General features: G+C 66.8%; 15 protein-coding genes. 3 read left to right on the forward strand and 12 right to left on the reverse strand.

Translation table 11 applies throughout. The annotated features are described in order from the left end of the window. Window positions 1-186: 186 nt before the first annotated feature. On the forward strand, window positions 187-1,482 hold the full coding sequence (gene glyA / locus DDE75_RS09350; protein ID WP_108502128.1) for a serine hydroxymethyltransferase: 1,296 nt from the start codon (window positions 187-189) through the stop codon (window positions 1,480-1,482). Between the two features lie 61 nt (window positions 1,483-1,543). On the opposite strand, the gene DDE75_RS09355 is transcribed toward glyA, so the two are convergent. Genes DDE75_RS09355 through DDE75_RS09385 form a run of 7 tightly spaced genes read right to left on the reverse strand, consistent with a single transcriptional unit; the run spans window position 1,544 to window position 9,967 of the window. Beyond that, on the reverse strand, window positions 1,544-2,326 hold the full coding sequence (locus tag DDE75_RS09355) for a crotonase/enoyl-CoA hydratase family protein (protein WP_108502129.1): 783 nt from the start codon (window positions 2,324-2,326) through the stop codon (window positions 1,544-1,546). Then, window positions 2,319-3,182: a hydroxymethylglutaryl-CoA lyase gene (locus DDE75_RS09360; RefSeq protein WP_108502130.1), complete on the reverse strand. Its 864-nt coding sequence runs from the start codon at window positions 3,180-3,182 to the stop codon at window positions 2,319-2,321. Before DDE75_RS09360 ends, DDE75_RS09355 begins: the two co-directional genes overlap by 8 nt. After that, window positions 3,179-5,107, reverse strand: coding sequence for an acetyl-CoA carboxylase biotin carboxylase subunit (locus tag DDE75_RS09365; RefSeq protein ID WP_108502131.1), 1,929 nt, complete (start codon window positions 5,105-5,107; stop codon window positions 3,179-3,181). The genes DDE75_RS09360 and DDE75_RS09365 overlap by 4 nt, the downstream gene beginning before the upstream one ends. 35 nt (window positions 5,108-5,142) lie before the next feature. After that, window positions 5,143-6,747 (reverse strand): carboxyl transferase domain-containing protein, encoded by a 1,605-nt coding sequence (locus tag DDE75_RS09370; RefSeq protein ID WP_108502132.1) that lies wholly within the window; start codon window positions 6,745-6,747, stop codon window positions 5,143-5,145. Beyond that, window positions 6,744-8,300 (reverse strand): AMP-binding protein, encoded by a 1,557-nt coding sequence (locus tag DDE75_RS09375; protein WP_108502133.1) that lies wholly within the window; start codon window positions 8,298-8,300, stop codon window positions 6,744-6,746. The genes DDE75_RS09370 and DDE75_RS09375 overlap by 4 nt, the downstream gene beginning before the upstream one ends. 9 nt (window positions 8,301-8,309) lie before the next feature. Next, entirely contained in the window at window positions 8,310-8,807 is a 498-nt protein-coding gene (locus DDE75_RS09380) for a lysozyme inhibitor LprI family protein (RefSeq protein ID WP_108502134.1), read from the reverse strand. Next, window positions 8,807-9,967, reverse strand: a complete 1,161-nt coding sequence (locus DDE75_RS09385; RefSeq protein ID WP_108502135.1) for an isovaleryl-CoA dehydrogenase — start codon at window positions 9,965-9,967, stop codon at window positions 8,807-8,809. Before DDE75_RS09385 ends, DDE75_RS09380 begins: the two co-directional genes overlap by 1 nt. Window positions 9,968-10,138: 171 nt before the next feature. Between DDE75_RS09385 and DDE75_RS09390 the strand changes: the two genes are divergently transcribed. Both DDE75_RS09390 and cbiB read left to right on the forward strand, forming a co-directional pair. Further along, complete coding sequence (locus tag DDE75_RS09390) at window positions 10,139-10,684, forward strand: histidine phosphatase family protein (RefSeq protein ID WP_108502136.1); 546 nt, start codon at window positions 10,139-10,141, stop codon at window positions 10,682-10,684. A 4-nt stretch (window positions 10,685-10,688) separates the two neighbouring features. Continuing rightward, a complete protein-coding gene (gene cbiB, locus DDE75_RS09395; RefSeq protein ID WP_108502137.1) occupies window positions 10,689-11,591 on the forward strand; it encodes an adenosylcobinamide-phosphate synthase CbiB in 903 nt (300 codons plus the stop codon). Here the strand turns inward: cbiB and DDE75_RS09400 are convergent. The 5 genes from DDE75_RS09400 to DDE75_RS09420 all read right to left on the reverse strand — a co-directional run bounded on the left by DDE75_RS09400 (window position 11,588) and on the right by DDE75_RS09420 (window position 19,772). Beyond that, a complete protein-coding gene (locus tag DDE75_RS09400) occupies window positions 11,588-12,364 on the reverse strand; it encodes a transglutaminase-like domain-containing protein (protein WP_108502138.1) in 777 nt (258 codons plus the stop codon). The two genes, cbiB and DDE75_RS09400, sit on opposite strands and share 4 nt — an antisense overlap. A gap of 102 nt (window positions 12,365-12,466) precedes the next feature. Beyond that, a complete protein-coding gene (locus DDE75_RS09405) occupies window positions 12,467-13,615 on the reverse strand; it encodes a sensor histidine kinase (RefSeq protein ID WP_108502139.1) in 1,149 nt (382 codons plus the stop codon). A 58-nt stretch (window positions 13,616-13,673) separates the two neighbouring features. Beyond that, the gene (locus DDE75_RS09410) at window positions 13,674-14,888 is read right to left on the reverse strand and encodes an AGE family epimerase/isomerase (RefSeq protein WP_245894682.1); all 1,215 of its coding nucleotides are present in this window, start codon (window positions 14,886-14,888) and stop codon (window positions 13,674-13,676) included. A gap of 10 nt (window positions 14,889-14,898) precedes the next feature. After that, window positions 14,899-17,187 carry a Tex family protein gene (locus tag DDE75_RS09415; RefSeq protein WP_108502141.1) on the reverse strand — a complete coding sequence of 763 codons (2,289 nt, stop codon included), beginning with the start codon at window positions 17,185-17,187 and terminating at the stop codon, window positions 14,899-14,901. Between the two features lie 35 nt (window positions 17,188-17,222). Next, window positions 17,223-19,772, reverse strand: coding sequence for a cation:proton antiporter (locus DDE75_RS09420; protein WP_108502142.1), 2,550 nt, complete (start codon window positions 19,770-19,772; stop codon window positions 17,223-17,225). Window positions 19,773-19,892: the final 120 nt, after the last annotated feature.

Raw genomic sequence — 19,892 nt, forward strand, 5'->3', positions numbered from 1 at the left:
CCGTATCAGGCGCGCAGCATTGACCGCAGCCGCGCCGATGACAAGCCCCGCCCGAAAACCCGCGTCGGGCGGCCCCTGCGTCGCCAAGGCCCCCTGGCGGGTCGTTTTGTCACTTTCCGCAATCATCTTGTTACGTTAGAACGCCCCCATCCTCTGCCGCCCCAGCCATAAAAGGACGCGAGACCGATGAACGCCCCCACCCGCGACAACGGCTTTTTCACCGAAACCCTGGCCAGCCGTGACCCCGACATCGCCAAGGCCATCACCCAGGAACTGGGCCGCCAGCGCGACGAGATCGAGCTGATCGCCTCGGAGAACATCGTCAGCCAGGCCGTCCTCGAGGCGCAGGGTTCCGTCCTGACCAACAAATACGCCGAAGGCTATCCGGGCAAGCGCTACTATGGCGGCTGCCAATACGTGGATATTGCGGAAAACCTGGCGATTGAACGTGCCAAGGCGCTGTTCGGCTGCGAATATGCGAACGTCCAGCCCAATTCGGGCAGCCAGATGAACCAGGCCGTCTTCCTGGCACTGCTGCAGCCGGGCGACACCTTCATGGGTCTGGACCTGAATTCGGGTGGTCACCTGACGCATGGTTCGCCGGTCAACATGTCGGGCAAGTGGTTCAACGTCGTCAGCTATGGCGTGCGCCAGCAGGACCAGATGCTGGACATGGAGGCGATTGCCGAAAGCGCCCGCCAGCACAAGCCCAAGCTGATCATCGCGGGCGGCACCGCCTACAGCCGCACCTGGGACTGGGCCGCCTTCCGCAAGATCGCGGATGAGGTCGGCGCCTATCTGATGGTGGACATGGCCCATATCGCGGGCCTGGTCGCGGGCGGGCAGCACCCCTCGCCCATCGGTCACGCGCATGTTGTCACCTCGACCACGCATAAATCGCTGCGCGGCCCGCGCGGCGGCCTGATCCTGACGAACGACGCCGACATCGCCAAGAAGGTCAACAGCGCCGTCTTCCCCGGTCTTCAGGGTGGCCCGCTGATGCATGTGATCGCCGCCAAGGCCGTCGCCTTCGGCGAGGCGCTGCGCCCCGAGTTCAAGACCTATGCGGCGCAGGTCGTGAAGAACGCGCAGGCCATGGCGGATGAGCTGATGAAGGGCGGCATCGACATCGTGTCGGGCGGCACCGACAACCACCTGTGCCTGGCCGACCTGCGTCCCAAGGGCGTGACCGGCAAGGCGACCGAAGCTGCCCTGGGCCGTGCCCATATCACCTGCAACAAGAACGGCGTGCCCTTCGATCCCGAAAAGCCCTTCGTGACCTCGGGCATCCGTCTTGGCGCACCGGCAGGCACCACCCGCGGCTTCGCCGAGGCCGAGTTCCGCCAGATCGCCCGCTGGATCGTCGAGGTCGTCGATGGCCTGGCCGCCAACGGCGAAGAGGGCAATTCCGAGGTCGAGGCCAAGATCCGGGACGAGGTGTCCCAGCTCTGCGCCCGCTTCCCGCTCTACGCCGACAAGTGATCGGTCGTTGAGTTTTCGAACCCCCGCCGCGCAGCCCGCGGCGGGGGTTTTTTCCTGGCCGTCAGCTCATCCAGGCGGGCTTGCGCTTGTCGAAGAAGGCGGCGATGCCTTCGGGTGCCTCGGTTCCTTCCCAGACCGCCACCAGACGGTCGATGCTGTCCTCGATGACGGCATCGTCGATGCGCATGCCCAAGGCACGGCATTGCGCCTTGGCCGCCGCCACCGCGCTGGGGGCGGCCTGCAGATAGGGGGCGATTTCGGTCTCGATCGCGGCGTCCAGATCGGCGGCGGGAACGCAGCGGGCGGCAAGGTTCAGATCGACGGCCTCGGGGGCACCGAAGAGGCGCGCGGAAAAGAACACGCGCCGCGCCCGATCTTCGCCCATGCGGGCCAGAACATAGGGGCCGATGGTCGCGGGGATCAGGCCCAGCTTGACCTCGGTCAGGCCGAAGCGCGCGGTATCGGCGGCAATGGCGACATCCGCGACGGCCATCATGCCCACACCGCCACCGAAGGCATTGCCATGCACCCGCGCGATCAGCGGCTTGGGCAGCAGGTTCAGCGATTGCAGCATGCGCGCCAGAACCCGCGCACCCGCCCGGCGCGTTTCTGCATCGGCCGTCATCTGCGCCTTCATCCACCCCAGGTCGCCGCCCGCGCAGAAACTGGCCCCCTCGGCCGCCAGCACGACGACGCGGACGGCAGGATCGGCACCAAGCGTGGCGCAGGCCTCGATGATCTCATCCATCATCTGGCGGGACAGGGCGTTGTGCTTGTCGGGGCGCGCCAGCCACAGGGTGGCGACGCCGCGGGCGTCGGTGTCAATGCGGATCGTCTCAGGCATGGGTCCCCTCCCGCAGGGTGCGTGCGAATGTGGCGGCGCGTTCGACGGCCTGCATGTCCAGACCGTGGTCAAACCCGCAATCGCTCAGGAAGCCCGCCAGCGTTTCGGTCGCGACATTGCCCGCAGCACCGGGGGCATAGGGGCAACCGCCAAGTCCCCCAACCGCCGCATCGAAGACCCGCAGACCCCGCGCCAGGCTGACATCGACGTTTTCAAGCGCCCGACCGCCGGTGTCGTGGTAATGGCCCGCCAGCCGATCGGCGGGCATTTCGTCCAGAACCGCGCCCAGCATGGCGTCGATGGTCTCGGGGCGTCCCTGCCCGATGGTGTCGCCCAGGCTGACCTCATAGCAGCCCATGTCGCGCAAGGCCGCCACGACGCGGGCGACATTGTCGGGGGGCGTCGCGCCGTCGAAGGGGCAATCGGTCACCATGCTGACATAGCCGCGGACCGGCAGGCCATCGGCCCGCGCCTCGGCGGCGACGGGGCGGAAGCGTTCAAGACTTTCCGCGATCGAGGCGTTCAGATTGGCGCGGCTGAAGCCTTCGGAGGCGCTGGCAAAGATCGCGACCTCGGACACGCGGGCGGCATGGGCGGCTTGATAGCCCTTGAGGTTCGGTGTCAGCGCCGCATAGCGCACACCGGCCTTGCGGGTGATCCCGGCCATGACCTGCGCGGCATCACCCATCTGCGGAACCCATTTTGGGCTGACGAAGCTTGTCGCCTCGATCCGCCGGAAGCCCGCCTGCGACAGCAGATCGATCAGCGCGATCTTGTCGGCGGTGGGGATCATCCGCTTTTCGTTCTGCAGCCCGTCGCGGGGGCCCATCTCGAAGATCTCGACCTGCGGCATCATTCCGGCACCTCGTCCAGCCGGATCAGTGCTGCGCCTGCCTCGACCTGATCGCCCTCGGCTGCCAGAACCTCGGCCACGATGCCGTCGCGGGCGGCCAGCAGGCTGTGTTCCATCTTCATCGCCTCGAGGACGCATAGCCGGTCGCCTGCGCTGACCTGCTGGCCTTGCGCGACATGCACTGCCTTGACCAGCCCCGGCATGGGCGAACGCGTCAGCCCGTCGCCACCGTCATCCGCAGCCTTGCGCGCCAGCGGGTCCAGCGCCGTCAGATGCACCGTGCCTGCGCCGAAGACGCTGACCCCTGCATCATGGAGGACCACGCGATGGCGGCAGAGGTTACCATCCACCCACCAGCGGTTGCCCTGCCAGCGCACATCCAGATCGGTGCCATCGACGCAGACCCGCGCATGTCCCGGCCCCATGACCTGCAACACCGCCTGCCCGCCGTCCCACGCAATGGTGCGGCGCAGAGGCTGCCACAGGGTCATACCGCCCAGAGTTTCAGGTTCCGAAAGCCCCGCCAGACCGATCACCCCAAGCGCGATGGCCGACGGTTCGGGCGTCGCGGTGGCGGTCAGGGCCTCAAGGTCGCGTTCGATCAGGCCGGTATCGACCTGCCCCGCACCAAAGCCGTCATGCCGCATCAGCGCGATGAGGAAATCGAGGTTCGTCACCGATCCCGCGACGTCGGTGTCCACCAGCGCCCGTTCCAGCGACCGCAGCGCGACGGCGCGCGTCGTCCCCCAGGTCACCACCTTGGCGATCATCGGGTCATACCAAGGCGAGATCACATCCCCCTGCCGCACCCCGGTTTCGATGCGCGCCCCGTCGGGAAAGCCCAGATGCGCCAGACGACCCGTGGCGGGCAGGAAGCCCGCGGGGACATCCTCGGCATAGAGCCGCGCCTCGAAGGCATGGCCGGTGATGGTCAGATCCTCCTGCCGGGCGGGCAGGTCTTCGCCGCTGGCGACGCGCAGCTGCCATTCGACCAGATCGATGCCGGTAATCGCCTCGGTCACGGGGTGTTCGACCTGCAGGCGGGTGTTCATCTCCATGAACCAGAAGCGGTCGGGGCGCAGGCCGTCGCTGCCGTCGACGATGAATTCGATGGTGCCCGCGCCGGAATAGCCGATCGCCTCGGCGGCGCGGACGGCGGCATCGCCCATGGCCTTGCGCATCTCGGCGGTCATGCCGGGGGCCGGGGCTTCCTCGATCACCTTCTGGTGGCGGCGTTGCAGGGAACAGTCGCGTTCGAACAGATGCACCGCGCGGGTGCCGTCGCCGAAGACCTGAACCTCGATATGGCGGGGTTTCAGGACGTATTTCTCGATCAGCACGTCGGGGTTGCCGAAGGCCGTCTGCGCCTCGGAGCGGGCGGATTTCAGCGCGTCGGCGAATTTCGCAGGGTCATCGACACGGCGCATGCCCTTGCCGCCCCCGCCCGCGACTGCCTTGATCAGCACGGGATAGCCGATGTCGGCGGCCATCGCCGCCAGATGCCCCGCGTCCTGATTGTCACCGTGATAGCCGGGCACCACGGGCACGCCCGCCTTTTCCATCAGCGCCTTGGCCGCATCCTTGAGGCCCATCGCGCGGATCGCATCACCCGAGGGGCCGATGAAGACCAGCCCCGCCGCCTGTACCTGATCGACGAAACCAGGATTTTCCGACAGGAAGCCATAGCCCGGATGGATCGCCTTCGCCCCCGTCTTCAGCGCCGCCGCGATGATCGCATCGCCGCGAAGATAGCTGTCGGCAGGCGCGGACCCGCCCAGATGCACGGCCTGATCGGCCATCTGTACATGGCGTGCCGTGCGGTCGGCGTCGGAATAGACCGCCACCGTGGCCACCCCCATGCGGCGGCAGGTGTCGATCACGCGGCAGGCGATCTCTCCGCGGTTGGCGATCAGGATCTTGTCGAACATCGGCGACCTTTCGTGTCAGGGCTTGGCAGTCGGCGTCACATGCGGAAGAGGCCGAAGCGCGTCGGCTCGATCGGGGCGTTCAGGCTGGCACGCAGGGACAGGGCCAGCACCTGCCGCGACTTGCGCGGATCGATGATCCCGTCATCCCAGAGCCGCGCCGAGGCATAGAGCGGATGCGACTGACGCTCGAACATCTCGACCGTGGGGCGCTTGAAGGCGGCCTCCTCCTCGGGGGACCAAGTGCCGCCCTTGCGCTCGATACCGTCGCGGCGGACGGTGGCAAGGACGCCCGCGGCCTGTTCGCCGCCCATGACGCTGATGCGGCTGTTGGGCCAGGTCCACAGGAAACGCGGCGAATAGGCGCGGCCCGACATGCCATAGTTGCCCGCGCCAAAGCTGCCACCGACCAGCATGGTGATCTTGGGAACATTCGTTGTGGCGACCGCGGTGACCATCTTGGCACCGTGACGGGCGATGCCCTCGTTTTCATATTTGCGACCGACCATGAAGCCGGTGATGTTCTGCAGGAAGACAAGCGGGATGTTGCGCTGGCTGCACAACTCGATGAAATGCGCGCCCTTCTGGGCGGCTTCGCTGAACAGGACCCCATTGTTGGCGACGATGCCGACGGGGCAGCCCTCGACATGGGCAAAGCCCGTGACCAGCGTTTCACCGAAGCGTGCCTTGAATTCGTCGAAGCGGCTTCCGTCGACGATGCGGGCGATCACTTCCCGGATGTCATAGGGGGTGCGCAGGTCGGCGGGGACGACGCCGAACAATTCGTCGGGGTCGTAGGCGGGGTCTTCAGGGGTCTGCCACAGGACCGTATCCGGGCGGCGGCGGTTCAGGTTGGCGATGGCGCGGCGGGCCTGCGCCAAGGCGTGTGCGTCATCCTCGGCCAGGTAATCGGCGACACCGGACAGGCGGGTATGGACATCGCCGCCGCCCAGATCCTCGGCGGTAACGACCTCGCCCGTCGCAGCCTTGACCAGGGGCGGGCCTGCCAGAAAGATGGTGCCCTGATCGCGCACGATGATGGTGACATCGGACATGGCGGGCACATAGGCGCCACCCGCCGTGCAGGACCCCATGACAACCGCGATCTGGGGAATGCCCTGCGCGCTCATCCTGGCCTGGTTATAGAAGATGCGGCCGAAGTGGTCGCGGTCGGGAAAGACCTCGTCTTGGTTGGGCAGGTTCGCGCCACCGCTGTCGACCAGATAGACGCAGGGCAGATGGCAGTCCTGCGCAATCTCCTGCGCGCGGAGATGTTTCTTGACCGTCATCGGGTAATAGGTGCCGCCCTTGACCGTGGCGTCATTGGCCACGACCATCACGTCCTGCCCGTGGACGCGACCGATGCCCGCGATGACGCCCGCGCCGGGGGCTGCGCCGTCATACATGTCATGCGCCGCCGTCGCACCGATCTCCAGAAACGGGCTGCCGGGGTCCAAAAGGTTCGCCACGCGTTCGCGCGGGGGCATCTTGCCGCGACCGACGTGGCGTTCCACCGCTGCCGCACCGCCACCCGCGGCGGCATGATCGGCAGCGGCCCGGACAGTCTCCAGCAGGTCCAGATGCGCCTGCCGGTTGGCGCGGAACTGGTCGGATGAGGGCAGGACCTGACTGGACAGTTTCATACGGAGCTCTCTGACTGGGGGCATTCGGTTTCCGACAGCGCGCGCAATTCGCGGCGCAGGACCTTGCCGGTGACGGTCATCGGCAGGCTGTCCAGAAACGCGATCTCGCGCGGGTAGGAATGGGCCGCGGATTGGCGGCGGGCGTGGTCGCGCAATTCACGCGCCATCTCGTCGTCCGGGGCGAAACCGGGGCGCAGGACGACATAGGCCTTGACGATCTGCGTGCGCAGCGGGTCGGGCTTGCCGATGACGCCGACCTGGGCCACGGCGGGATGGCGCAGCAGGCAATCCTCGATCTCGGAGGGGCCGATGCGGTATCCGGCGGATGTGATCACGTCGTCGTCGCGCCCGACGAAGCGGATGTGGCCGTCGCGGATGACGCCCTTGTCGCCGGTCACCAGCCAGTTGCCGCGAAACTTCTCGGCGGTGGCATCGGGGCGGTTCCAATATTCCAGCATCATGCTGGCGGCCCCGCGGCGAATGGCGATGTCACCATCCTGACCGTCCGGCAGAGGGTTGCCAGCCTCGTCGATCACCGCGACCTCGAACCCCGGCACCGCCTTGCCGATGGCACCCGGTTGGGCGGCAAACATCCGCCCCGACCCCGAGGCGACCATGTTGCATTCGGTCTGGCCGTAGAATTCGTTGATCTGCAGGCCGAAGGCACCCTGCCCCCAGTCCAGCATCGGCGCGCCAAGCGTTTCCCCACCCGAGGCGACGCTGCGCAGCCCCGGAATACGGACATCGGCAGCCTTCAGCATCTTCAGCGCGGTCGGCGGGAAGAAGATGTTGCGGATCTTGCAGTCGGCCACCAGCTGCGCCACGCTGGCGGGGTCGAACTTAAGCATCCGCGCCGCGACCACCGGCACCCCAAGCGCCAGCGCAGGCATCGCCACGTCGAACAGGCCCCCGATCCAGGCCCAATCCGCAGGCGTCCAGATAACGTCGCCCGGCTGGCCCAGCAGATCGTGGCTGACCTCGACGCCCGGCAGGTGGCCGGTCAGAACGCGGTGGCCATGCAACGCACCCTTGGGCGCCCCCGTCGTCCCCGAGGTATAGATGATGACCGCCGGATCATCCGGCCCCGTCGCCCGCGTGTCAAAAGGCGCCGCGTCATCCAGACCCTCTTCGGGGACGATGACCCGCAGATGGGGGAAGTCGCGCAGCATCTCGCGGCCCTCGGCATCGGCGATGACGGTGCGGATGCCTGCATCGTCCAGACGCAGGGCCAGCGCTTCGGGGCCGAACAGCTTGAAGAGCGGGACCGAGATCGCCGCCGATTTCCAGACCGCCAGATGCGCCGCCGCCGTCCAGGACGATTGCGTCCGTAGCACGCCGACACGCTCACCGCGCGGCACCGCAAGCGCATGGGCCAGCCTGTCGGTCATATCGTGCAGTTGGCCGAAGGTGACGGGCTGCGGGCTGCCGTCGTGGTCGATGATGGCCACCGCGTCTGCATCATGGGCCAGGCATTGGTCGGCCATGTTCAGGCGCGCGGGCAGGTTCCACCGGAAATCCCGACGCAGGGCGTCATGATCGTTGTGGGTCAGCATCCGCACGGCTCAGCGACCGTCGTCCAGATAGGCATCCAACCAGAGGTATTGCCGCGCCGTCTGGATCATCATGCACTGCGTCCCCGCAGGACCCGCACCCGTGCCGCCAGCCCAACGGCTGCCCTCGTATGAACAGGCGGCGTCGCGGAAGGCGATCCACTCGCGCTGCATCTGTTGCAGCAAGGGCGCCTGTTTAGGGGCGGCCGACCCAAGATCGTCCATTTCGGCGTCCGCGGCCTTGGATTGTGCCAGCAACTTGCCATAGGCATCGTTCAACAGACCGTCCCAATGGTCCAGTTCCTGCGCAAGGCAATAGCCCATGCCGACGGTCGAATAGCCGCCCTCGGTATCCATGCAGGCGTCTGACGCCTTTCCCGCACAGCTCTGGGGCGCATCCGGGTTCTGGGCCAGACAGGCATCGACCAGATCCGCATCGAAGCTGGGCTTGCCGTCCTGCGCCATGGCGGGTCCCGCCAAGGCCAACGCAAGGATCACCACGGCGCGCATCAGACCAGCCCCATCAGTTCACGGCCGATCAGCATGCGGCGGATCTCGCTGGTGCCGGCGCCGATCTCCATCAGCTTGGCGTCGCGGAACAACCGGCTGACCACGCTGTCGTTCAGGAAGCCCGCGCCGCCCATGGCCTGCACGGCCTGGTGCGCCTGCACCATCGCCTGTTCGCTGGCATAGAGCACCGCGCCCGCCGCATCCTGCCGTGTAACGGTCCCCTTGTCGCAGGCCCGAGCGACCTCATAGACATAGGCGCGCGATGTGTTCAGCGCGACATACATGTCGGCGATCTTGCCCTGCATCAGCTGGAAGGACCCGATGGGTTGGCCGAACTGGCGGCGCCCGGCCACATAGGGCATCACCTGATCCAGGCAAGCCGCCATGATACCTGTGCCGATGCCGGACAGGACCACGCGTTCATAGTCCAGCCCCGACATCAGCACCCGAACGCCCCGGCCCTCCTCGCCCAGGACGTTCTCGAACGGGATCTCGACATTGTCGAAGATCAACTCGCCCGTGTTCGATCCGCGCATCCCCAGCTTGTCGAAATGCGGGCTGGTGGTAAAACCCGCCATGCCGCGTTCGACGATGAAGGCGGTGATGCCCTTGCTGCCCGCATCCGGGTCGGTCTTGGCATAGACGACCAGAGTATCCGCATCGGGCGCATTGGTGATCCAGTATTTGCTGCCGTTCAGCACATAGCGGTCGTTCTTCTTCTCCGCCCGCAGCTTCATGCCGACGACATCGCTGCCCGCGCCCTCCTCGGACATGGCCAGCGCGCCGACATGTTCGCCGCTGCACAGCTTGGGCAGGTATTTCGCCCGCTGTTCGTCGGTGCCGTTCAGCTTGATCTGGTTCACGCAAAGGTTCGAATGTGCGCCATAGGACAGGCTGACGCTGGCGCTGGCCCGCGCGATCTCCTCGACCGCGATGACATGGGCCAGATAGCTCATGCCCGAACCGCCCCATTCCTCGGGGACGGTGACGCCCAGCAGGCCCAGATCGCCCATCTCGGTCCAAAGTTCGTTCGGGAAGGCGTTGTCGCGATCGACCTGGCCCGCGATGGGGGCGATGCGGTCCTGCGCCCAACGGTGCACCATCTCGCGCAGCGCGTTCACATCCTCGCCCAGATCGAACTCCATGCCCTTGTTGAACATCGCGATCCCCCCCTCCCCGGTTATTGAACGCTTGTTCATTTCCTTTACCGCAGCGCGCAGGCTTGCGTCAAGCCAGCCTGCGCCCAAGCACCCGCTTGCGTCAATCGAGGTCTTGCCCTGCGCGCCGCGCCGCGTCACTAAACCGCCAGATCACCGCCCACGGGGTTGCCCATGCGCCTTTCCATCCTGCGTCACGCCCCTGCCCTGACCGAAGGTCGGCTGGCCGGTCGCCGCGACGTCCCTGCCGATTGCAGCGACCATGCGGCCTTGGCCCGCGTCAAGGCGCGGATCGGCGTGGCGGATCAGGTCGTATGCAGCCCCGCGCTGCGCTGTCGACAGACCGCGACCGCCCTTGGCCTGACGTGGGACAGCACCGACCCCGCACTGTGGGAACAGGATTTCGGCGCGTGGGAGGGGCTGCCCTTCGACGCCCTGCCCGACCTTGGCCCGCTTGATACCACGCAACTGGCCCACCACCGCGCGCCCGGAGGCGAGAGCTTCGCCGACCTCTGCGCACGCGTCACGCCCGCCCTTCGTGCGCTTCAGCGTGATACATTGATCGTGGCCCATGCAGGGACGGCGCGCGCGGCGCTGTCGATGGTCGTGGGGGATGGGGCGCTGTCCTTTGCTGTCGCACCGCTGTCGCTGACCGTGTTGCATCGGCACGGCGATCAATGGTCGGTCGAGGCCACCAACCTGCCCATCTTCGAAAGCTGACCCCATGGCATCCGTCGCCCTGATCGCCCTGATCCTTGATGCGCTGATCGGCTGGCCCGCCTGGCTGTTCCGCCACATCGGTCACCCTGTCACATGGCTGGGCAGGCTGATCGCCGCGCTGGATCGTCGCATGAACCGGGGCGGATGGCGGCGTGCCAAGGGGGGCGTTGCGGTGGTGCTGGTGATCGCTGCGGCGGTGATTCCGGCGGTGATCCTGCAGGCGGCGCTTGGTCCTTGGACTGCGGTGCTGGCCTGGCCACTGGTCGCGGCGCGGTCGCTGGATGAGCATTTGCGCGCGGTGGTCCGGCCCCTGCTGGCGCGCGACATCGGCGGTGCGCGGCAAGCGGTCGCCATGATCGTTGGCCGTGACGTCAGCACCGCCGACGAGGCCGCCATCAGCCGCGCCGCCTTGGAGAGCCTTGCCGAAAACGCCAGCGACGGGGTGATCGCGCCGCTGTTCTGGGCGGCGGTGGCGGGCTTGCCTGGGATCGCAGCCTACAAGGCGATCAACACGCTGGATTCGATGATCGGCCATCGCACCCCGCGACACGAGGCCTTCGGCAATGTGGCGGCGCGGCTGGACGATGCGGTGAACCTGATCCCCGCGCGGCTGACGGGGCTGTTGATCGCGGCGGCGGGCTGGTCCCGCGCGGCCATCACCTGCGCGTGGCAGGATGCCCCGGGGCACCGTTCCCCCAACGCCGGCTGGCCCGAGGGCGCGATGGCCGGTGCGCTTGGCGTGCGGCTGTCCGGCCCGCGTACTTATGGCGACCGCATCAGCCCCGAGCCTTGGCTGAACGCGCCCGCGCCGGATCCGACCGCGCAGGACCTGCGCGCGGGCATCACGCTCTATCGTCGGGCGGTGGCAATTTGCGCGGCCTTGCTGCTGGCGCTGATCGCGGCCTAGATCTGCCGCACGTTCACGGTCTGGTTGCGCAGCTCGGCCATGCTGGTCGTCGTCAGGAAGGCCGCATCGGCCGCATCACGCCCCACCGCCACCATCGCCATGGTATCGGCCTGCGCCATGCCGGTCGGATCGACCAGATGCCAGGCGCCGTCCAGATAGACCTCTACCACGGCATGGAAATCGGGCGGCGTCACCGAGGGCGCATAGACGCTGGCGAAACGGGTCGGGATCTGCGAGGCGCGGCAGAGCGAGATCATCAGATGCGCGTAATCGCGGCAGACCCCCTGACGGTCCAGGAAAGTGTCGGCCGAGGTCGTCTCGGCGTTGCTGGCGCCCGCGACATAGCTGAGGTTCTCCTCGACCCAGTCACGCAGGGCGGCGACTCGGGCACCGCCCCTTAGGCCGTCGAAATGGGTGTTGGTGAAGTTCACGAAGCGGTCCACCGGGCAATAGACCGAGGGCAGCAGATAGCGCAGGGCATCGCCCGACATATCCTCGACCTCGACCTGCCGCAGGGTCTGAAGGTCCGGGCGCGGACGCGTGACCTGGACCTCGGCGGTGTACTTGCAATAGAGGCGATCGCTGGCGCGCACGATCAGACGTTCGCCGATGCCTTCCTCCGCGGGGACGCGGGCGGTGCGTTCGGGATCGCCCAGATCGATCGCGCTGTGGATGATCTCCTGTCCCATGGCGCCCGCGGCCTCGATCACCAGAAGCGCCGTCCCGGGCGATTGCAGGGCGTAATCAAGAAGAACGTCGATCTGCATCCGCATGGGCTGGCTCCTGTTGCGAAGGGGAAGAAACGGGCGTCGGCCATAACGCCTGTGCTCGCGGTGTCAATCGTCCTGAACCGATATGGTTCCGTGGCGCGGACCCTAGGTAAAGCCGACCGAGGTCGCATCCCGCAGGATATCGACGTCAAAGGCGGCACCGCCTGCCGGGGATGCACCATGGGTCATGCTGCCGCCCATCTGCTGGGCGTAGATCTGACAGATCTGCATGCCCAGCCCGCTTGCATCGTCTGGATCAAAATCGGCGGGCAGGCCCGGCCCGTCGTCCATCACCCGAAGCCGCAGACGCTCACCTTGGGCCGAGGCCTCGACCCAGACCGTGGTACGCCGATCCTTTCCGCCATGCTTGACCGCATTGCCGATCAGTTCCGCCAGCAACTGCCCGATGGCCGCCGCCTGCGAGGGGTTGACCCGCACCGCATTCGGCACATCGTTCGCAAATTCCACCTGCGCATTCAGCGCCTGTCCCAGATCCTGCGTCAGCGCAGCGACGTAATGGGCCAGCGTCACGAAGCCCGACTCCGGGTCCAGATGCAGCTGTTCATGCACGCGCGACAAGGTGGTGATGCGGTTCGCGGCATCACCGATCAGGGCGCCTGCCTCGACATCGGCATGGATGCGCGCCTGCATCCGCAACAGCGCGATGACCGAGGCGAAGCTGTTCTTCACGCGGTGATCGATCTCGCCCAGAAGGACCTTCTGGCGGGCCAGGGCCGCATTCTTCAGCGCGACCTCGGCCCGCAGCAGGGCGGCCTGTTCGCGCAGCTGTTCGCGGGCGGTGACGATATCGGTCACATCGCGTGACGCGGCCAGGATGCGCGCGACCGTTCCATCCGCCAGACGCACGGGCGAGACGGTGACATCCCACCAGCGCGGCGTGCCCTTGGCGGTCGGGCAATAAGCCTCGAACCGCTGGGTTCTGCCGGAACGCGCCTCGGCCATGGCGTCGGCCAAGGCGTCGTGACTGTCCTGCGGCCACATCACCGGCCATGAGGCGCCTCGGACCTGATCGAAATCGTCGATCTCCATCGCGCACATGCCGTTGCTGTTCATGAAGCTGAGCGTGCCGTCCAGTTCAAGAAGCTTGATGCAATCGGGCGAACTGTCCAGCACCGACAGGGTGAAACCCTGTTCGGCGCCATCCAGCAGGTCCAATGCGGCAAGGTTGTCGTCACGGTCGGGCATGGTGTCCGGATCACCTTTCACATGGGTGCTGCGCAGTGGCGTGTTCATGATTTGCACTCGCAAGACACGGCCCTTGGTGTCAAGACAAAAGGGGCTATGCCTTGCGTCATCCGGCCAGGGGTTGAAGGCGTGAAAGGTCACGGGCCTGCCGTGAAAGCCCCGGCGCCAAGGGCAGCAGATCGGCCTGCAACGCGTGATAGATGTCGGGCTTGCCCTGGAACTGCGTCATGACGGGCCGATTGTCGGGCCCCAGTTCATGGTGCCAGCCACCGTATCGGGCATCGATCAGATGTTGCGTGGCAAATTGCCACAGCTTGCGATACCAACCGTCGAATTCCGGTGTCGGTTGCAGTTTCAGCAGCGCCGCAAGGGCGCCGATCGCCTCGGTCACGGGCCACCAATAGCGCGAGGCGTTGTCGACGCCCCCCTTGCGGTTCAGCGTATAGGCCAGCCCCCCGAGGTCATCGTTCCACGCATCCGCCAACCCCTGGCGCACCAGCGCTGTGGCCTGTTCAGGGGCATCCCCTGCGGGTCGTCCCGCCAGGTCCCACCATTGCAGCAGCAGGCGCGCCATCTCGAAGCTGTGGCCGGGGGTGGTGCCAGCGGGGCGGAACATCGGATTGCCGGAATAGGCGTGATCGGGCCGCCAGCCGGCATCGTAATGTTCGGGGATGCGCCAGTCGTTTTCCGCTGCCTGCCCCGCGATGAAGAAGCGCAGGATGCCGCCCGCGCGGGTCAGGTATTCGGCCTCGCCCGTGGCCTCATGGGCGGCCAGCAGCGCCTCGACCCCGTGCATGTTGGCGTTCATGCCGCGATAGGTGGAAAAGACCTGCCAATCGCGGGTGAATTCGTCGCGGAAAAGCTCTGCATCCGCGTCCCAGAAATGCCGGTCAAGGACATCGGTGATGTCGGCCAGCAACCGGTCGGCATCGGGATGCCCCACCATCTTGGCGCTGGAGGCCGCCAGCAGGACGAAGACATGCCCATAGGCCAGCTTGGTGCCATCCACGGCGCCCTGCCCGTTCACCGACCACAGGTAACCGCCGTGGTCTGCATCCCGGTGGCCGTTCCACAGAAAATCCATGCCTCGGTCGATGATCCCCGCCTGGTCCGGTCGCCCCGCCAGCTGGGCCAGCGCATAGGAATGCACCAGCCGTGTCGTGCTGTGCAGTTCCTGCGTATCGGCGGGCAGAGGCTGCCCTGTTGGGTCCAGCCCATGAAAGCCACCGCCAACGCGGGGGCTGGCGTCGAAGAAGGCAAGCGCACGCAGAGCGTCCTGGGCCAGAAAGGCGCGGTGGTCGCGGTCGTCCAAGAGGGTCATGATCGTTCCTTCACCGTTTGCGCAGAGCATCGGCCAGCGCCGATCCGAAGGCGCCTTGCGATTGTGCAGGTCCGGCCGAGGTCACGGGCTTGCCCCGCGGCTTGTCCGCCTTGCGCTTGTCGGGGGCGGGTTGGGTCGCGTTGTCCTTGCGCATGGTCAACCCGATGCGCTTGCGGGGAACATCGACCTCGGTCACGCGGACGCGGACGACATCGCCGGCCTTGACCACCTCGTGCGGGTCCTTGACGAAGCGGTCGGCCAGCTGGCTGACATGCACCAGGCCGTCCTGATGCACGCCGATATCCACGAAGGCACCGAAGGCCGCGACATTGGTGACGGTTCCTTCCAGCGACATGCCGGGGCGCAGATCCTTGATGTCCTCGATGCCATCGGCAAAGCTGGCGGTAACGAAGCCGGGGCGCGGGTCGCGGCCAGGTTTTTCCAGCTCCGACAGGATGTCGCGCACGGTGGGTAGGCCGAAATCCTCGGTCACGAAATCCTGCGCCCTGACCGACTTCAGCGCCGCGCTGTCGCCCATCAGGGAGCGCAGGTCACGCCCGCAGGCGGCCACGATCTTACGGGCGACGCCATAGGCTTCGGGGTGGACGGCCGAGGCGTCCAGCGGTTCGGACCCTTGGACGCGCAGAAAGCCTGCGCTTTGCTGGAAGGCCTTGGGGCCAAGCCCCGCGACCTTCTTCAGGGCGGCGCGCGACGGGAAAGCCCCGGTCGCGTCGCGATGCGCAACGATCGCCTGCGCCAAGGCCGGCCCCAACCCCGCGACGTGGGCCAAAAGCGGCGCCGACGCGGTGTTCAGATCGACGCCCACGGCGTTCACAGCATCCTCGACCACGGCCTCCAGCGATTTCACCAGCTGGCGCTGGTCGACATCGTGCTGATACTGCCCCACGCCGATGGATTGCGGCGGCACCTTGACCAGTTCGGCAAGCGGGTCCTGCAAGCGCCGTGCGATGGACACCGCGCCGCGGATCGACACATCCAGATCGGGAAACTCCTTCGCCGCCAGTTCCGAGGCCGAATAGACCGAGGCACCGGCTTCGGAAACGATCACCTTGGTCGGCGCCTTGGCGCCCTTGGGCAGGCGCTTCAGCACATCGGCGACCAGTCGTTCGCTTTCGCGGCTGGCGGTGCCATTGCCGATGGCGATCAGGTCGACGCCGTGCTTCGTGATCAGCGACAGCAGGGTCGCCTCGGCCCCGCGCAGGTCGTTTTTCGGCTGGAAGGGATAGATGGTGGCCGTATCGACCAGCTTGCCCGTCGCGTCGATCACCGCGATCTTGCAGCCCGTGCGGATGCCGGGATCGATGCCAAGCGTGGTCCGCGCCCCCGCAGGTGCCGCCAGCAGCAGGTCGCGCAGGTTGCGGGCAAAGACGCGGATCGCCTCGTCATGGGCGCGTTTGCGCAGATCGGTCAGCAGATCGATATACATGGTGTTCGACAGGCGGACCCGCCATGCCCAGCCCGCCACGCCGCGCAGCCAATCAGCCCCCGGCCCCGCCGCCAGCGGTCCAAGACCCCGCGCGACGATGCCTTCGGCCCGCGCCACGCCGGTTTCGGGGTCCGGAGAGATGTCGATGGTGACGATCTCCTCCTTGGCGGCGCGCAGGATCGCAAGCGCGCGGTGGCCGGGAATGTCGGCCCATTTCTCGCGATGATCGAAATAGTCGCTGAACTTGGCGCCGGCTTCCTCTTTGCCCTTGGCGACGCGGGCCGCGATGAAGGCATCGCGCTGCATGAAATCGCGCAGCCCGCCCAGCACCTGCGCGTTTTCGGCCAGTTCCTCGACCAGGATGTCGCGCGCACCGTCCAGCGCGTCCTTGGGGGTGGCAACATCACCGATGACGTAACCGGGGGCCAGCTTGGCGGGATCAAGGGACGGATCGGCCATGATCTGGCGCAGCAGCGGCTCCAGCCCCTTTTCGCGGGCGATCATCGCCTTGGTGCGACGCTTGGGCTTGAAGGGCAGATAGATGTCTTCCAGCGCCGATTTCGTGTCGGCCTGCGCGATGGCGCGCGCCAGATCCTCGGTCAGCTTGCCCTGATCGCGGATCGAGCCAAGGATTGACGTCCGCCGCGCCTCCATGTCGCGCAGATAGGTCAGGCGGTCGGACAGGGTGCGCAGCTGCGTGTCGTCCAGCCCGCCCGTCACCTCCTTGCGGTAACGCGCCACGAAGGGGACCGTCGCGCCCCCGTCCAGCAATTCGGCCGCGGCCACCACCTGCTTCGGGTCCGCCCCGATTTCCGAGGCGATCTGACGGGCAATGCGAAGCGCGCTGTCCATGGCGGAACCTTTCGTCTTGTTCTTCGGCCGCCGTTCTAGCCCGTCGCCTCGTCCCCGCCAAGCGGCGCATCGACCTGCAGTTCCGGCAGGCGCAGAACCTCGGCGGCGGTGGATTTGCCCTTGGCACTGTCGCGGACGACCTGACGCAGCGCGGCCGAGCGTTTCAGCAGACGCCGGAAGCCGGTTTCATCCAGCGCCAGCAGGCTGGTCGGCGTGATGGCCCGGACCTCGGCGCGGCGGATGCGGCTGGTCAGGACGCCCATCTGGCCGAACATGTCGCCGCGACCCAAACGGGTCGTCTGCCCAGCCACCAGCTGTTCGACAGCCCCCGAGGCCACGAAGTAGACCGTCCGCGCGGGCGTATCCTTGCGCGTGATGATGTGGCCCGCGTTGATGTAACGGGTGCGGACCTCCTTGCTGAGGCGCTTCAGCTCGGCGTCGTCCAAATCGGCGAACAGCGGGAACTGGCGGACCAATTCGTTCTTGCGCAGGGCAAGGTCCAGCTTGGGGCGGGTCTCGGACCGGCTGCGGCGGATGGCCAGGTCGTTCATCAGCTGGGTGTGCACCTCGGCGCCGATCAGCCCGTCGTCGCGCATGGTGTTGTATTCGCGTTCCTCAAGGCGCAGGGCGGTGCGGCGGATGAAGCGGCGCTCCAGCTCCTCGGCATAGCCGGGGTATTGCAGGCGCAGACCCTCCAGCGCAGTCTCGACGGCCTCGATCCGGCGGTTCAGCAATTCGTGAAGCAGCTCGGCCACGCGACGGCCATGGATACGGCGGATGCGGCGGTCGATGAAGCCGTGAAGATCGCGCAGGATCAATCGCTTAGCCAGCAACATCTCGAACCGGTCGGCGGTCAGGGCGCCCAAGGGGCCCGGCACGCCGAAGCGATTGCGCAGGATGGCCGCCATGCGGAAGGTCGGCCCGTATCCCAGACTGCTGCGCGAGGCCCGCTGATAGCCGGTCCGCCCGCTGCTGCGCGCGCCCTCGATCAGGCGATCCACGTCGAAGAGCGCCTGTTCCGACAGCCTGGCCGAGATGGCACGTTCGCGGAAGCGTTGCAGGATCACCTCCCTCTCGTGGCCGGCCAGTGCGATCAGGCCAAGGGTGATGCGGTCGCGGTCCAGGATCTCGGCGTTGTCCTCGGCCTCGGCGCGTTCGACGGCGGCGTCCAGACGGGCGGCAAAGCGCTTGGCCTCGGATCGGACGGTGTCGCGGGTCAGGTCATAGTTCTCGGTCGCTTGGGCCACGCCTTCGCGCACCGACTGCAGGGCAACGGCGACCACCTGGTTGGACAGCGCCCGATCCAGCGGCGACAGCTTGTCCAGACCCAGCAGGCTGATGACGCTGCGCAACGTCGTCCCCTGGACGATCAGCGTGAACAGGGTAAAGCCCGTGGCCAAGATGCCGACAAGGCGCTTGGTCTCGACCGGCACGCGCAGGCTTTCGGTGACGGCCAGCGCCAGCGCCAGCGTGACCGCCCCGCGCAGGCCGCCCCACATGATGGCGATGCGGTAGGGGCGCTGGATCTTGGGCGACAAGCCAAGTGCCGTCAGCAGCGGCAGCACCCCGAAGAGGATGATCGCGCGGGCCAGGAAGGCTGCAAGGATCACCACCACCACAAGGAACAGATCGGTCAAGCGCACGTCGCCCAGCAGACGCGGGATCAGCAAGGCGGCAAGGATGAAGATCATCGCGCCCGCCCAATGCGCCAACAGACCCCAGACCTCGCGCAGGTTGACCCAGAAGGCGGGGGCAAGCCGACCCGGCCCCATGAAGTTCAGGGTCAGCCCTGCCGCCACGACGCCGATGACGCCCGAGGCACCCAGCAGCTGTTCCGCCCCGATATAGGCCAGATAAGGCACCGCGACCGAAACCGAGATCTGAGCCGTCTCGAACCGCGAGAACAGCCCCATCAGCATCAGCGCCACCCGCGCCGACAGCCAGCCCGACAGGATGCCGCCAAGGATCAGGCCGGGGAACTTGCCGAAGGCCTCGGCCAGGCTGGGGTTCGGGACGCCCAGCATCACATAGCTCATGAACAGACCGAAGAGCGCGATGGCGGCGGCGTCGTTCAGCAGGCTTTCGCCCTCGATGATGCGGGCAAGGCGCTTGGGGGCGGAAAGCGACCGGAAGATGCTGACGACGGCGGATGGGTCTGTAGTCGAGACGATGGACCCCAGCAGCAGGCAGACCATCAACGGCAGCCCGCTGATCCACGACAGCGTATAGCCGATGGTCAGCGTCGCCACCACGACCGCCACCACGGCCAGCGTCAGGATCGGCACCCAGTCATCCAGCATGCGCCGGATGTTCATCTCCAGCGTGGCCTGGAAGATCAGGGTCGGCAGGAAGACATAGAGGAAGACGCTGGACCGGATCGGCAGCGCCAGGATGCCCTGCGCAAGGGTGTTGAAGGCATCCGTCATCTCGGTGTTCAGCAGGAAGATCGCGCCGCCGCCGATCAGCGTCCCGACCGCCGCCAGCATCACGCTGAAGGGCAGCGACAGGCGTGCAGCCAATGGCTCGGCCACGGCGATCAGCAGGAACAGGAAGGCGGTGAACGAGGTCAGAAGCACGATATCCATGTCTTTCGGAATAGTGCCAGATGTCGTCGTTGGAAAGACCGACGCACGCCATATCTGGCAGTGACACTATCCTGTGACGTCGAATTCAGCGATCGCCCGGGGCGGTGCTTGAATTGGCTT

Origin of the sequence: Paracoccus indicus (assembly GCF_003056335.1) — a bacterium.
Lineage (GTDB): Bacteria > Pseudomonadota > Alphaproteobacteria > Rhodobacterales > Rhodobacteraceae > Paracoccus > Paracoccus indicus.